This is a genomic window from Vibrio cidicii (assembly GCF_009665415.1).
GTDB classification, from domain to species: Bacteria; Pseudomonadota; Gammaproteobacteria; order Enterobacterales; family Vibrionaceae; genus Vibrio; species Vibrio cidicii.
Genome location: NZ_CP035921.1, coordinates 1,462,713 through 1,477,205, shown reverse-complemented (window position 1 = coordinate 1,477,205; position 14,493 = coordinate 1,462,713). Strand labels below are relative to the sequence as shown.

Annotated in this window: 14 protein-coding genes; 9 read left to right on the top strand and 5 right to left on the bottom strand. The window is 45.4% G+C overall.

All coding sequences use genetic code 11. The annotated features are described in order from the left end of the window. The first annotated feature begins 92 nt into the window (after positions 1 to 92). Entirely contained in the window at positions 93 to 902 is an 810-nt protein-coding gene (mutM, locus tag EWA64_RS07690) for a bifunctional DNA-formamidopyrimidine glycosylase/DNA-(apurinic or apyrimidinic site) lyase (RefSeq protein ID WP_061895757.1), read from the top strand. 111 nt (positions 903 to 1,013) lie between these two features. After that, positions 1,014 to 2,990 (top strand): LTA synthase family protein, encoded by a 1,977-nt coding sequence (locus tag EWA64_RS07685; protein ID WP_061895758.1) that lies wholly within the window; start codon positions 1,014 to 1,016, stop codon positions 2,988 to 2,990. 76 nt (positions 2,991 to 3,066) lie between these two features. On the opposite strand, the gene coaD is transcribed toward EWA64_RS07685, so the two are convergent. Next, positions 3,067 to 3,561, bottom strand: a complete 495-nt coding sequence (gene coaD, locus EWA64_RS07680) for a pantetheine-phosphate adenylyltransferase (RefSeq protein ID WP_039462196.1) — start codon at positions 3,559 to 3,561, stop codon at positions 3,067 to 3,069. Positions 3,562 to 3,648: 87 nt separating this feature from the next. On the opposite strand from coaD, the gene EWA64_RS07675 reads away from it, so the two are divergent. Continuing rightward, positions 3,649 to 4,683 (top strand): glycosyltransferase family 9 protein, encoded by a 1,035-nt coding sequence (locus EWA64_RS07675; RefSeq protein WP_061895759.1) that lies wholly within the window; start codon positions 3,649 to 3,651, stop codon positions 4,681 to 4,683. Here EWA64_RS07675 and EWA64_RS07670 read toward each other — a convergent pair. Further along, on the bottom strand, positions 4,652 to 5,455 hold the full coding sequence (locus tag EWA64_RS07670) for a glycosyltransferase family 2 protein (RefSeq protein WP_061895760.1): 804 nt from the start codon (positions 5,453 to 5,455) through the stop codon (positions 4,652 to 4,654). The two genes, EWA64_RS07675 and EWA64_RS07670, sit on opposite strands and share 32 nt — an antisense overlap. After that, entirely contained in the window at positions 5,448 to 6,515 is a 1,068-nt protein-coding gene (locus EWA64_RS07665) for a glycosyltransferase family 9 protein (protein ID WP_061895761.1), read from the bottom strand. The genes EWA64_RS07670 and EWA64_RS07665 overlap by 8 nt, the downstream gene beginning before the upstream one ends. A gap of 105 nt (positions 6,516 to 6,620) precedes the next feature. Between EWA64_RS07665 and EWA64_RS07660 the strand changes: the two genes are divergently transcribed. The 3 genes from EWA64_RS07660 to EWA64_RS07650 are packed head-to-tail and all read left to right on the top strand — an operon-like array spanning position 6,621 to position 9,587. Then, entirely contained in the window at positions 6,621 to 7,010 is a 390-nt protein-coding gene (locus EWA64_RS07660) for a diacylglycerol kinase (RefSeq protein WP_061895762.1), read from the top strand. 2 nt (positions 7,011 to 7,012) lie between these two features. Next, on the top strand, positions 7,013 to 7,723 hold the full coding sequence (locus tag EWA64_RS07655; RefSeq protein WP_061895763.1) for a 3-deoxy-D-manno-octulosonic acid kinase: 711 nt from the start codon (positions 7,013 to 7,015) through the stop codon (positions 7,721 to 7,723). A gap of 28 nt (positions 7,724 to 7,751) precedes the next feature. Then, complete coding sequence (locus EWA64_RS07650; RefSeq protein WP_061895764.1) at positions 7,752 to 9,587, top strand: DUF3413 domain-containing protein; 1,836 nt, start codon at positions 7,752 to 7,754, stop codon at positions 9,585 to 9,587. 112 nt (positions 9,588 to 9,699) lie between these two features. Here the strand turns inward: EWA64_RS07650 and EWA64_RS07645 are convergent, their stop codons facing one another. Further along, on the bottom strand, positions 9,700 to 9,957 hold the full coding sequence (locus EWA64_RS07645) for a hypothetical protein (protein ID WP_139045730.1): 258 nt from the start codon (positions 9,955 to 9,957) through the stop codon (positions 9,700 to 9,702). A gap of 16 nt (positions 9,958 to 9,973) precedes the next feature. Continuing rightward, complete coding sequence (locus EWA64_RS07640) at positions 9,974 to 10,159, bottom strand: hypothetical protein (RefSeq protein WP_369435823.1); 186 nt, start codon at positions 10,157 to 10,159, stop codon at positions 9,974 to 9,976. A 599-nt stretch (positions 10,160 to 10,758) separates the two neighbouring features. Here EWA64_RS07640 and EWA64_RS07635 point away from each other — a divergent pair. The 3 genes from EWA64_RS07635 to pseC are packed head-to-tail and all read left to right on the top strand — an operon-like array spanning position 10,759 to position 14,479. Next, entirely contained in the window at positions 10,759 to 12,264 is a 1,506-nt protein-coding gene (locus EWA64_RS07635; RefSeq protein ID WP_061895765.1) for a hypothetical protein, read from the top strand. 32 nt (positions 12,265 to 12,296) lie between these two features. Beyond that, the gene (pseB, locus tag EWA64_RS07630; RefSeq protein ID WP_061895766.1) at positions 12,297 to 13,310 is read left to right on the top strand and encodes a UDP-N-acetylglucosamine 4,6-dehydratase (inverting); all 1,014 of its coding nucleotides are present in this window, start codon (positions 12,297 to 12,299) and stop codon (positions 13,308 to 13,310) included. Beyond that, the gene (gene pseC, locus EWA64_RS07625) at positions 13,307 to 14,479 is read left to right on the top strand and encodes a UDP-4-amino-4,6-dideoxy-N-acetyl-beta-L-altrosamine transaminase (RefSeq protein WP_170320361.1); all 1,173 of its coding nucleotides are present in this window, start codon (positions 13,307 to 13,309) and stop codon (positions 14,477 to 14,479) included. The genes pseB and pseC overlap by 4 nt, the downstream gene beginning before the upstream one ends. The last annotated feature ends 14 nt before the right edge of the window (positions 14,480 to 14,493 follow it).

Here is a 14,493-nt window from a genome sequence, read left to right as displayed (position 1 = left end):
GCTAGTAACCCCGTGCCTCGTTTTTGCCTTTACCTTCTCTCCGCTTTTCCTTTAACCTAGCACCTAGCAACCGCCCTTATCTTGGAGCCACCATGCCTGAACTACCGGAAGTTGAAGTCAGCAGAATGGGGATTACCCCGCATTTAAATCAGCAAACCATTCGCCGTTTCACTTTTCGTACCGCCAAATTGCGTTGGGACATTCCACTAGAATTAAAGCGGCTGGAAGGACAAGTGATTGACGCCATAAAGCGCCGTGCCAAATACCTGCTGATTGAAACCGCAGCAGGCAGCGCGATTGTCCACTTGGGCATGTCGGGTTCACTGCGCGTTTTGGACGCCGAACTTCCCGCGGGCAAACACGATCACGTCGATCTGCTACTGACAAATGGCAAAGTGCTGCGCTACAACGATCCGCGGCGCTTCGGCGCTTGGCTGTATGTCGAGCCGGGTCAGTCGCATGAGGTTTTAGACAAGTTGGGGCCAGAACCGCTCACCGATGATTTTCACGCCGAGTATATGCAGCAAAAGGCGCTAGGTAAGCGTGTGGCGGTGAAGCAGTTTATTATGGACAATAAAATCGTGGTGGGCGTGGGGAACATCTACGCCAGTGAATCGCTGTTTCATTCACGGATCCTGCCAACGCGGGCGGCGATGTCGCTCTCCGCAGATGAGTGGCAACGCTTGGTCGCTCATATTAAGCAGACCTTAACCACAGCGATTGGCCAAGGTGGCACAACACTCAAAGATTTTGCCCAAGCCGATGGTAAACCGGGTTACTTCGCCCAAGAGTTGCAAGTGTATGGCAAAGCGGGGGAAGCATGTCCAGTGTGCGGGGAAGCGATTCAAGAACAGAAAATCGGCCAGCGCAACACTTTCTTCTGCAATCAGTGTCAACAATAGCCTGCGATGGTCATCACTGCTCGATAGGGGGATAAGGATTTTTTCGATCGGAGTTTAGCGCATCGTGCTATCATTCCGCGCAGTTTTTATCATCAGCGGATCTCTTGGAATATGGGCTTTCAACAGCAGTTTCGACAGCTACTGCGAATTTTACTGATAGTGTTTTTGGCTGCGTTAATGCTAATGAGCATCTCGCGTGGCTGGTTTTTCTTGCTCGCGGCAGACTTCACCCGAGTCGCCGATCTCAGCCAAGATGTGTGGCGCGCTTTTTATATTGGCTTACGTTTTGATGCCAAGGTGATCGCTTTAGCGTTCGCTCCACTGCTTTTGTCTGGGCTCGTAATGGCGGCATCATCTCGCCTCTTCTGCTGGTGGCGTAAGCTTTTGCCAAGTTATGTTGGGCTCATTTTCTTCCTCCTCACCGCCTTTTCGATAGGTAACTATTACTACTATGTTACTTACGGCAACTACATTGATGTATTTGCCTTTGGCTTGTTCGATGATGACACACACGCCGTATTGGTGAACGCTTGGCAAGATTATCCGATTTTACGCTCTTTCTTTATCTCAGTGGTGCTGGCATGGTTGGCTTATCAGGGCGCGGCTTGGTTAGTGGAGCGCGCCAAACAGTGGTGTGGCCCAGCTCGGCATTGGAGCCTGACGACTTTTTCCGTTGTGGCGACCATTGTGGTTTACGTGATTGTGGCGCGTGGCTCCGTCGGCACACTGCCGCTAAAGCGCTATCACGCCAATGTATCGGAATATAAGGTGCTCAATATCATCACGCCGAACGCTTTTATGGCGCTCGACTGGGCGAAAGGGGATTATAAGGAGCAATCGAAGTTTGAGCCTGTCAGTGCCGATGCCTTGCAAGCGCAAATGTTAAAAGTGCTCGGTCAACCGACCCCAGAGTACCGCACTCCAGAGAAGCGTTATTTAGCAGAAAATCCGCCGCATGTGGTGATGGCTTTGATGGAAGGCATGGGCAACAACGTGCTGATTGAAGATGATGCGCAAAACAACGACTTGCTTGGTGCATTGCGTGAAGGTTTTGAGCAAGATTTTGTCTTCAAGCGTTTTATGGCGGGGACATCGGCGACCATTGACAGCATAGTGATGATGTTGCTGCACAGCGATGTGCCGACCATCAGCCACTCCAGTGCGCAAAAAGTGGCTTTGCCCTCTTCGGCGGTGCTGCCTTACAAACATGCAGGTTATCGTGTGGTGTTTATCTATGGCGGCAACAGCATGTGGCGCAACTTATCTAATTACTTGCCAGTGCAAGGGTTTGATCAAGTTTACGATGAGAACAGCATCAAAAACGTCTTTCCAGAGGCAGGCCAATACGCCGATACGTGGGGTGTGCCGGATGAATTCACTTTTAAGTTCGCCCGTAAGCTCTTAGATGAAGCGACGCGGCCGACGCTGATTTACATCATGACGGTAACCAATCATTCGCCGTTTCGTGCGCCCGACTATTACCAGCCTAAACCAGTTCACGTTAGTGAACGGTTAGCTGCGCTGCTTGGCCCAATGGCGGATCAAGGTGAAAAGCTGCTACAGGCATACCAATATGCCAATGATTCATTAGGGCAGTTTGTCCAAGGGATCAAAGCCTCTTCCCTTGCTGATAAGACCATCATCGCCGCATCGGGTGATCATCGAGTGCGCTATTTGTCGATAGAGCGTGAAGATGAGTTTGGCTTAACCTTTGGCGTGCCGTTTTATCTCTATGCTCCGCAATCGATCTTAACTCAGGTTGATTTCCACTACGATCCGAGTCGAATTGGTTCACACCGTGATATTTTCCCAACGCTTTATAGCTTAAGCCTTTCTGGGCAGAGCTATATTTCTTTGGGAGGAGAGAATCTGCTCTCCAGTCATGAGGTGAGTAACATTGGCTTTAACGCATCGCGAGTGATCACTTTGCAAGGTGCGTACAGCACTGGTCAGCCAGATGTGTTGTATCCGTGGGCGGATGGTTTGCTGTCGCAGACAGAAACCCGGGTTAACCCAGACCCAGAATGGGCCCAAGAGTATCGCAAGTTGATGAATGCGTATTTGCGCTATCAGGTGACGCAAAAGTAGTGGCATGCCTAACGGCACATTGGCCCATCACTATCGGTGATGGGCCAATGTTTGGGGCGGGTTGTGCTGGAGTTGTTCAGACTTTCTTTTTCTGATGCAGTGCTTTTGCAACAATCTCAGGCACGAACTGAGTCACATCGCCGCCATGGATTGCCACTTCACGCACGATAGTCGAGGAGATAAAGGCGTGTTCTTCCGAAGGGGTGAGAAACACGCTTTCTAGGCCGGGCAGCAAGCGGCGGTACATATTGGTCAGGCCAAATTCATACTCGAAATCAACCGTAGTGCGCAAACCGCGGATGAGCACGTTGGCGTCGACGTCACGAGCAAAGTCGACCATGAGACCAGTAAATCCCTGTGCGGTGACATTGTCGAGATGGCTTGTGACCTGACGGGCAAAGTCCACTCGCTCGTCTAAGGTAAACATGGTGTTTTTGCTTGGGCTAGCGGCCACCGCGATGATCACTTCGTCAAACATTTTTGCCGCTCGTTCCACCAGATCCAAATGGCCATTGGTGATAGGGTCGAAGGTGCCAGGGTAAACCACTCTTGAAATTACTTTTTTTGACACGTTGAAATACTCTTCAGCTCAAAATGTCTACATGCTATCAATATGCATGTATCATGACGACAGAAAAAATCGAATGCGAACAGATAAATGAAAAAATTACTGGTGATCCGAAACGATAAAATTGGCGATTTTATGTTGGCTTGGCCAAGCTTTGCGATGCTCAAGCAATCGATGCCCGAATCCCACATTACTGCGTTGGTGCCTCGTTATACACAAGAGTTGGCTCGACTCTGTCCGTGGATTGATGAGGTGATGATCGATCCCACGGAAAAGGGTAGCAAAGCGGCGCAGAAACAGTTGGTTGCAGACATCAAAGCGCGTCAGTTTGACGCTTCGATCAACCTCTTTTCAACCACATATAATGCCCTGTTGGTGTGGAAAGCGGGCATTCGCTATCGTCTAGCACCAGCAACCAAAATCGCGCAGATTTTTTACAATCGCCGTATCAAACAAAAACGTTCGCGCTCGGCCAAGCCTGAGTATCAGTACAATCTCGATCTGATCCGTGCTTTTTTAGCAGAACAAGGCATTACTCCGGTCGAGCCGCAGGCGCCGTTCTTGCAGTTTGATGACAGCGAACTGGCGATACAAAAGATCAAATTAGCGGAGCAACTGGGCATTGAAGCGCATAAACCGTGGGTGATGGTGCACGCTGGCACAGGGGGCTCGGCCAACAATCTCACCCTGACACAATACGCGCAGTTGTTGAAAGGCATTGATGCTGACTTTCAGTTGATTGTGACGGCAGGGCCTGGAGAAGAGCAAAAAGCACGGGATTTGCTCGAAGAGTATAGCGCGCTCGGTGGACATGGCGTGGTGTATGATGAGAATGAAGGGCTGGTGGACTTTACCCGTTCCATCGCTTGCGCTGATTTGTTTATCGCGGGGTCAACCGGGCCGTTGCATATAGCGGCAACCTTAGATGTGCCGACCATCGGTTTCTTCCCGAGTAAACGTTCGTCGACCCCTTTACGTTGGCAGCCGCTCAATTCTTCAGGGCGTCACTTGGCGTTTTCTCCGCCAAAAGGAGGCGGTGAGGCTGCGGAGGCCGATATGAGCCGCGTCGATATCAACGCGGCACTACAATCCCTTAATCCTTGGGTTGCTCAGTACTTGTCCTAATCCATAAATCAGCGTACTTCACCAAGGTGGAGTGCGCTGAGAGTAGCGACAGTAAAAATCCTTGTTTGCCATCTAAAAAACCCGCTTTGACAATGTACATTTTGACAAAGCAAGCGATGGCATGCACCACACCTTCACTAATGCTGCTTTTCTTGCCACGTTTTTCTCGCTGCTCGGCCCATGCTTTTGCGTATCCAGCAGATTTAACCAAATAGTGGTGCAAATCGTTGTACGTGTAGTGAATCGCGTCGCCTTGTAGCTCTTTTACTTGCATAGAGCCGGAGATCTCAACCTTCTCGTGCACCAGCGCGTCGTCGTATTGAGTCAACTTCGTGGGGTAAAGACGAACCACACGATCCGGATACCAGCCGCAGTGACGTATATAGCGCCCAAACACCCAACTCAATCGACACATGCTATAGAGAGTATTAGATTCATTGCGCTGTACCGCTTGCAAAATGCTGTCTTTGAGTTCTGGCGTGACGCGCTCATCGGCATCCAGCCACAAGACATAATCGGATTCGATATGTTGCTGCGCTAAGCGACGTTGTGGACCAAAACCTGGCCACGCTGTGTTGACGAAGAATTTGTCGGTGTACTTTCTCGCAATCACTTCGGTTTCGTCGCTGCTGCCTGAATCGAGAATGACAATCTCATCCACCCAACCTTCGACGGTTTTTAAGCAGGCATCCAGATTAGACGCTTCGTTTTTGACGATCAGCGCAACGGCCAACGTCGGTTTGCTTGTGGCCTTGGCCGGAAAATCAGACATCTTGCCTACCTTTGGGACTGTTATCTTGAATGAGCCTATCGAATGCGGTTTTCACGGCATCCAAGGTGATTTCTTGCATTATGTGCTTACCTTTCACGCGCGTACTCCACGCCAGTTGCGCCGCAGGTTTGCCGTATTGTTGCTCGGCGAAAGATTCATACACGCTGACCACCTGCGCTAAATTGTTGTAAGGGCCAGTGCGCTTTGGGTTACTGTGACCATAAAGGCCAATCACTGGCGTGCCTTGAGTAGTGGCGATATGCGCTGGCCCGGAATCGGGGGCCACCACCAAGCTTGCTTTGGCTAACAGCGCGGTGAGCTGTTTTAAGTTGGTTTGACCAACCAAATTGAGTGCAGGGTGCGACATTTGACGAATAATCTCATCTGCGAGGCGTTTTTCACGTTCTGCTGGAGAGCCACAAATCGCCACTTGATAACCGCGCGTATAGGCGTAGTCGGCGAGAGCGGCGTATCGTTCACTCAACCAGTTGCGCTCATCTTTACTCGCGGCTGGCGAGATAACCAAGGTCGGTTTATCGCCCAGCGCGTCGCTGGCAAACTGACGATCCGCGGCGCTAATCGGCAGATTCCACTGAGGAAGTGAGCGCGGAACGCCCAAGTACTCAATAAACGAGTAGAAGCTGTCCAATACGTGGGCGGAATCGGTGTCGGCAATCTTACGATTCGTAAACAGCCACTGGCCTTCTTTAGCCCGTTTCCAGTGAAATCCCACTTTATAGCGCGCCTTAATGCCTAAGGTTAACAGGCTCGCGCGCAAGGCGAGCTGCATATGGACCAGCGCATCGAAACGGCGTCCTTGCAATTGCGCCCACACCGCCTGCATTCCTTTAAGACCTTGCTTTTTGTCAAACACAATCAGCTCAACGTCTTCAAGCCCTTGTAAAAGCTGCGCTTCGACTTTGCCGATAATCCAAGTCACTTTGGTTTCTGGCCAGTAACGCTGCAAGGCTTGTACGGCTGCCACCGCGTGACAAACATCGCCGATAGCGGATAAACGCAGAAAACAAACGGAGTGTGGGGCTTGGCTAAACAGCGGCATAATTAGAGCTCACAAAAAAATCTGGCTAAATTATGCAGATACCCGAGATAAATGTAAAATGAGCCTCTTTAAAAACCGCGCAGACATTACAAGGCAGTACCTTTTATGACTCAGGAAAATCTAGGCAAACCGGGGAATACCGGTGTCAAACGGATTATTAAAGCGACAGGCTATTCGATTCAAGGATTGAAAGCCGCGTTTAAACACGAAGCGGCGGTACGTCAAGAATCGGCCTTGCTACTGGCGGCAATTGTGTTGGTTTGCTGGCTGGATGTGACCGTGCTTGAGCGCATTACTATGCTGGCAGTGGTGGTCCTTGTACTGATAGTCGAGCTGCTGAATTCCGCTGTTGAAGCTGTCGTTGACCGCATAGGTGTGGAACATCATGAACTCAGTGGCCGGGCGAAAGATATCGGCTCGGCGGCCGTTTTGGTTGCATTGACATTTGCCGGATTCACTTGGTTGTACATCATCGGCAGTTACCACTGGTGGTGAACATGATACAACGCAAGCAAATTGGTGATACCTATCTCTGCTATGACGCAGAGATCGTCGCCGCCCCGACCTTAGCGCTATTCGATGCCGACTATTGGCAGCAACACAACCTTGTTCTGGGGAGTGCTCTTGGTCGCGGCACTACGTGGTTTGTGCAGCTAGATGATAGACAGGCCGCGCTGCGCCATTACCGCCGTGGTGGCCTATTTGGTAAGTTGGTTAAAGATCGCTATTGGTTCACTGGCTGGGATAAGACTCGCAGTGTGGCCGAGTTTAAGCTTCTGAGCCAACTGCGCACGGCGGGCGTCAATGTCCCTCGGCCGATTGCCGCTCGAGCGGTAAAAAAAGGGCCGTTTTATCAAGCGGATTTGCTTAGTGAACGAATTGCTAACGCGCAAGACTTAGTCGCTCTTTTACAAGCGTCCCACTTGAGTGCGGAGCTTTATCATAAAATTGGGGTCGAAATTGCCAAGATGCACCAAGTGGGCGTCAATCATACCGATCTGAACATCCATAATATTCTGTTGGATGAGCAGCAAAAGGTATGGATTATCGATTTTGATAAGTGCTTTGCACAGCCAGGAGAAGCGTGGAAACAAGCGAACTTAGCCCGCTTACTACGCTCATTTAACAAAGAGTTAGTGAAACGAAACATTCACTGGCAGCGCGATGACTTTCAAGCCTTGCTGCAAGGTTACCAAAGCGTCCGATAACTTATTATTACGTTTCAGGAAATAGTCAATGTCCTTCAAACAAAAGCTGCATGCTCACGGCTGGTTTATTCTGATTAACGCCCTAGTGCTCATGCTCATCGCCAGCCGTTTTTTCGCGTTTTTACCTGAGTTTCCGAGCGATCCGTTAGGTATCACCTTTATTCTCGCGGGCACTTGGGGGCAAATGACCTTGCTCGCTGCGCTGATTGGTCTGCTTGCCATTCCAGCGCTGCTGCTACCTCAATCGTTGCGTAACGGTACACAAGCTTTGATAGCCTCACTCGGCGTCGCGACGCTGTTTATTGATACCATCGTCTTTGCGCAATATCGATTCCATATCAATGCCGTGGTGCTTGAACTGGTGATGTCGGGACAAATTGTTAGCTTCCCGTTGATCACTTGGTTAATGGTGGTAGGTGGTGTCGCAATTCTGCTGGCGGCGCAGTGGGGGGTAATTCGCTGGCTAGAAGCTGGCGCGCCAGTGCGCAAGCTGAAGTTAGGGCGTAAGTTCGCGCTTTTGACCTTCGTGGCATTACTGGCGACCAACGCCATTCATATTTGGGCGGCTGCGCATGCCTATCAGCCTGTGACGACCGTCAAACGCTATCTGCCGCTGTTCTATCCTGCCACGGCGGATAAATTTATGCGTAAACGCGGTTGGGTGGATGAAGAAGCGTTGGAAAGACAGAAGGCATTGGCTTTTAAGCGTAAAAACGATCTCAACTATCCTTTAGCGCCGCTGCAAACCCTGCCAGTCGAAAAGCCAGTTAACATCATGCTGCTGGTGGTCGATTCATGGCGTGCAGACACTTTTAATGCAGAAAATACCCCCAATATGTGGAAATATGCTCAATCGGGTGTGGTTTTCAATAACCATATCGCGACAGGCAACGCGACCCGTACAGGTATCTTTGGTCTTTTCTACGGCATTCCGGGCACCTACTGGCATGGCTTCTTAGCAAACCAACAAAGCCCAGTACTGATCGATCGCTTACAGGCTCTGGATTACCAATTAGGTATCTTTACTGCCGCTCAGTTGCGTAAACCGGAGTTCAACCAAACGGTTTTCACCAAAGTGGAAAACCTACGCATTGGCTCAAAAGGCAATTGGCCCTCTGAGCTCGATGCTGACCTCACTCAAGATTGGTTAGCTTGGTACGATCAACGTGATAAGTCGAAGCCAACGTTCTCTTTCTTGTTTTACGATGCGCCACATGGCTACGATTTCCCTGCAGATTTTGAGCCGAAATACGAACCGATGCTCAAAGAGGTGAATTATCTCAAGCTGAACAACGACACGGATCCAACGCCATTTTTCAATCGCTACAAAACCAGCGTGCGTTATGTCGATTCAATGGCAGCTAAAGTGCTCGATAAACTCAAAGAGAGTGGCGATCTGGAGAACACCTTGGTGATCATTACCGGTGATCACGGGCAAGAGATGAACGACAACAAACTGAACTTCTGGGGGCACAACAGCAACTTTACCGATGCGCAGGTCAACGTGCCGTTTGCCATCTTTGGCCCTGGCGTTGATGTGGCGAAAATGCAGTGGAGCACCGAAGCGCTCACCAGTCACCAAGATGTTGTGCCGACGTTGATGAAGCACTATCTCGGCGTGACCAATGATGTGAAAGATTACTCGGTTGGCGAAGATTTACTCGGTGATGCAGTAAAACGTGATTGGATCATTTCCTCTAACTACAGCGGTTATGCCATTATTACCGAAGACAATATCCTAGAAGTAAATGGCGGTGGCCAGTACCAATTTATGGACAAAAGCAATCGCCAGTTGAAAGATCAACAACCGAATTTTACCTATCTGCAGCAAGCCTTAGAGCAGATCAGTCGATTTAGTAAGTAGTTTAAAAGAGACTTGTTCTTATATTTTATTGTAAGGGCAAGTCATTTTTATTTTTCTCTGCGATCGCGATAAGTATATTTAACGCACATATAGTAATATTATACGAAATGGTTTATTTTAAATCCTTTGGATAATTTAAAGTTTTTAGTGGAATTGAATGATTAACTTCTTTAAAAGTATTTCCGTAAGCTTTGTTAATATAAAGAGATATTTCTACATTAATATTGTATATTTTTGATTTTGGGAATGTATGAGAAAGTGTTACTAAAGCTGCAGAACCAATACCATATATTTCTTGTGGGGTGATTTTTTTTGTAATTAACTCGGCTTCTATGGGAAGGCTATTATGGCAATATATTACATTTTTCAATATTGATATATTTTTTCTAGGCTAGCACTTTCATTTCTGTGTGGGAAGTAGTAGGTTTTCTATTCTTGGTGACTTTAGAAATTAGATTAGTATAGTCATCTATATACATTCCAGCTTCATTTGTTCTTGCTTGACCTATAAAAACAATAAAATCTTTATTTTCTATTGGATGGTTTTTTTCTAGATAATGACGATAGTTCATTTTTAATTACTCTATTGTCTGAAATTTCAAACAAGGTAAATATTTTAAGGTTATTTGATTGGTAGATATTCCTTGGTGGTTTTAAATTAAATAATCTTAAAAGTGGATTGTATTTTTACCGATTCTATACATTTATTTTTCTTTATTTTTGAGTTGTATTCTCTAACAGTTAATAAACCATCGTCAATCATTATTTCATTTTTTCTGGTAAGTTTTCTAATAAAACATTTGTTCTCCATGCGGAATAGTCAGCGAAGAAAAATTATTTATTTCTCTTCTTTTTATTATTGATTTGCATTTTTTATGGTAAAAACTAGTGAGATTAATTTATTTATTCGACCTAGTTTTATAACATAGTCCCAACTATCTAGACTTAGGATGTAATCAATTTGTGATTTTCCTAAATTTGATTTTTCATCCCGTAAAATAAGAATGTTGTCTTTGCAATTAAATTTTTTCTTAGCTTCAATTGCATTTATTAGTTGAAATGGAGAAGTTACTAAAAAAATGTTCATGATGACATTAAATACAATGCGTGATATAATATATTTATTATATTAGTGAATTATATAGAAACAACATCAATTTGAGATTTTTTTATGGTTAATGTGATCTATGTCCCGGCGGGAAGGAGCGTTTGGCTTGATGTTGCCGATGAATTGAAGAAAAATGAGTTGAATATTAAAGTCTGGCTAGGTGATCCAAAGCTAGACAAAGATGCGATTAAAATATTTCCTGATGTTCATGTCGAAAACTTTTTCCAAGTTAATAAAGGGGTATTAAATAAAAGGAATTTTAAATATATACCTGGAAAAGAAGTATTACAAGATAAACGATTTTTTATATTGAAAGATAAAGTATATAAAATCATGGATAGACAAGATGACTTGAGACGATATCCTAGGCTTGAGAGAGAAGCTGTATTTTATCTTTGGTTTAGTTATTATTATGATCTTATCCTTTCTAGTGAGATTAAGGCTTTTATTGCTTCTGAGGCTCCCCATTCTCCAGTCGGTATGGTTCTTTATGGAATCTGTGAGATGCTTAATATCCCTCGCTATCATCTGATGGAGTCGGGTGTTGCACCTCTTATGCATGTATGTACAGATTTTTATGGTACTACCTTGAATGTCAAAAGGGTAAATAATAAATCTGTTGATATATTTAAAGAGGTTTATTCTGATTATGTATTGTCATTTTCCAATACGCCTGAAGAGCCTCTTTATATGATTAATCAAAAAAAATATGATATCAAGAAAGAGAAATTGGGACTAATAAAATATATTGAACTGCTTGGAAAAGGAATTAAATACTCTAAGAAAATAAAACAAACCAATAGTTATGCAATTAATAATTACTTTTTCTATGAAAATAACAAGAGAACTATTCTTTCTCAGCTGATTGTTCATAAAATTCATTCTCGATTAGAGCAAGCATATCTAAGTTTGGTTAAGCCATTACCTCTAGATGTCGATTATGTTTATTATCCTCTTCATTATGAGCCGGAGAGAACATCAAATCCAGATGGAGGGCTGTTTTATCAACCTTATGATGCGATTATAGCTTTAAGAAACTTTGTTCCATCACACATCCCCATTTATGTCAAAGAGCACTATTCCCAATTTACGAGAATGTTACCCGGCTATAGAGGAAAAAGTCCTTATCTTTACAAAGTATTAAGTGATATTCCAAATGTTCATATGGTGGACCCATCAATCAAGTCAGAAATCTTGGTTCGTAATGCGTTGCTAACGGCTAGTCAAACAGGAACTGCATGTATCGAAGCTGCGTGTTTCGAGAAGAAGTCGATCTTAATGGGAGATACTTGGTTTTCGGAAACGCCTAATGTACACAAATTCCAAACTCTATCGTCATTTGATGAATTGGTACAAATGCCAAGCTTCTGTCGTGAAGAAGTGCTGGATTCATTATTAGCTTGGATCGATAATAAAGCAATACCTGGTTGTGTTAATCCATCAAGCGAAGAGTACTTCCGACAGAAGTTTCACGATGCCAAATATGCGTCAATGTTTGATGATAAGGTTATGGCGAAGCAATACGTTGATACTATACTAAGTGATCTGAAAAAGCTTGCCATAGTTTGACCTTTCTGACTGATTTTTGAAGTGGAGTATGTATGTTAAATCACAAAACCGTACTAATTACAGGCGGCACAGGTTCGTTTGGAAAGCAATTTATTAAAACAATTTTAAACAGCTATCCGGATGTCAAGAAGATAATCATTTTTTCTCGCGATGAGCTTAAGCAGTTTGAACTTAAGCAACAGTATCCAATGAAAGATTATCCACAATTACGCTTTTTTATCGGTGACGTTCGCGATCGTAATCGTATGATCCAAGCTTGCGAGGGTGTTGATGTGATCATCCATGCTGCTGCAATTAAACAAGTTGATACAGCAGAGTACAACCCAACAGAGTGTATTCGAACGAATGTAGATGGTGCTGAAAACGTTATTAGCGCGGCGCTGACTTGCGGTGTTAAAGATGTAGTAGCTCTGTCTACAGACAAGGCGTGTGCGCCAATTAACCTTTATGGTGCAACGAAACTCGCATCAGATAAATTGTTTACAGCAGCAAACAATATTAAGGGGTCGAAAGATATCCGTTTTAGCGTTGTACGTTATGGTAATGTAATGGGCTCTAGAGGTTCAGTGATCCCGTTCTTTTTGAACAAACGTTCAGAAGGTGTATTACCAATCACTCATGAAGAGATGACGCGTTTTAACATCTCACTGCAAGATGGCGTGAATATGGTTATGTATGCTTTGGAAAATCACTTAGGCGGTGAAATTTTCGTACCCAAAATCCCATCTTACAAAATCTTAGATATTGCTGAAGCTATCGCCCCCGAGTGTGAAACTAAAGTAGTTGGTATTCGTCCAGGTGAGAAACTGCATGAAGAAATGATTACAGATACAGACTCTCTCAACACGATCGATCTTGGTAAATACTACGCAATTCTGCCCTCTGTATCGTTCACCTATACGGAACAAGAGTATCTAGATCACCACAAAGCTGAAAAAGTACCGTTTGGTTTTAAATACAACTCAGGTACTAACACAGAGTGGGAAAGTATTGAAAGCCTACGCGAGCTAATTAAAGAGCACGTTGATCCAAACTTTACAGTGTGAGAACAGTTGTGATTCCTTACGGTAAGCAAGATATTAATCAACAAGACATTGACAGCGTTGTTGATGTCTTGAAGTCGGATTTTCTGACCCAAGGGCCTCAAGTGCCGGCATTCGAGCAAGCACTTATCGAGCATACAGGTGCCAGTTATGCTTTGGCGGTGAACAGCGCTACGTCGGCCCTACATATTGCCTGCCTTGCACTAGGGTTAGGTGAGGGGGACTGGCTTTGGACTTCTCCTATCACCTTTGTAGCGTCAGCAAACTGTGGTTTGTATTGTGGTGCAAAGGTCGATTTCGTTGATATTGATCCTATCACTTACAATATGTGTCCAAGGCGCCTTGAGGAAAAGCTAATCAAAGCGAAAGCTGAAGGTAAACTGCCAAAAGTCGTTGTGCCGGTGCATTTATGCGGCCAGCCATGCGATATGGTAGCGATTGCAAAATTAGCCAAACAGTACAACTTCAAAGTCATTGAAGATGCTTCGCATGCTATAGGTGGCAAATATCAAGGCTTACCGATAGGGAGCTGTGAATACTCAGACATCACGGTGTTCAGTTTCCATCCAGTGAAAATTGTGACCACTGCAGAAGGTGGTGCTGTCATGACTAACCAGAAAGCCCTATCTGATAAGATGACTTTGCTGCGTAGTCATGGTATTACCCGAGATCCTGATCAAATGGACGGTGAGAGCCACGGCGGTTGGTACTATCAGCAGATCGATTTGGGCTTTAACTATCGTATGACAGAGCTTCAAGCGGCGCTGGGTGTTTCTCAGATGAACCGCTTGGAGAACTTTGTTAACGCACGTCACCTCCTTGCAGAGCGTTATAATGAGTTATTGAAGGCGTTACCTGTGGTATTGCCGTATCAATTGGAAAATACTTACTCTGGTCTTCATCTTTATGTGATCCGGTTGCAGTTAGATAAGCTATCTTTGACACATAAAGAAGTGTTTGACGCTTTGAGAGATAGGGGGATTGGGGTGAATTTGCACTACATTCCTGTTCACACTCAACCTTATTATGAAAAAATTGGTTTCAGAGAGGGAGATTTTCCTGAGTCTGAACAATATTACAGAGAAGCGATTTCTTTACCGATGTTTCATGCTATGACTGAAAAGCAGCAGGATGAAGTCGTTTTGGCTCTTACTAACATTCTAAACAGCTAATGTAATAAGTTATT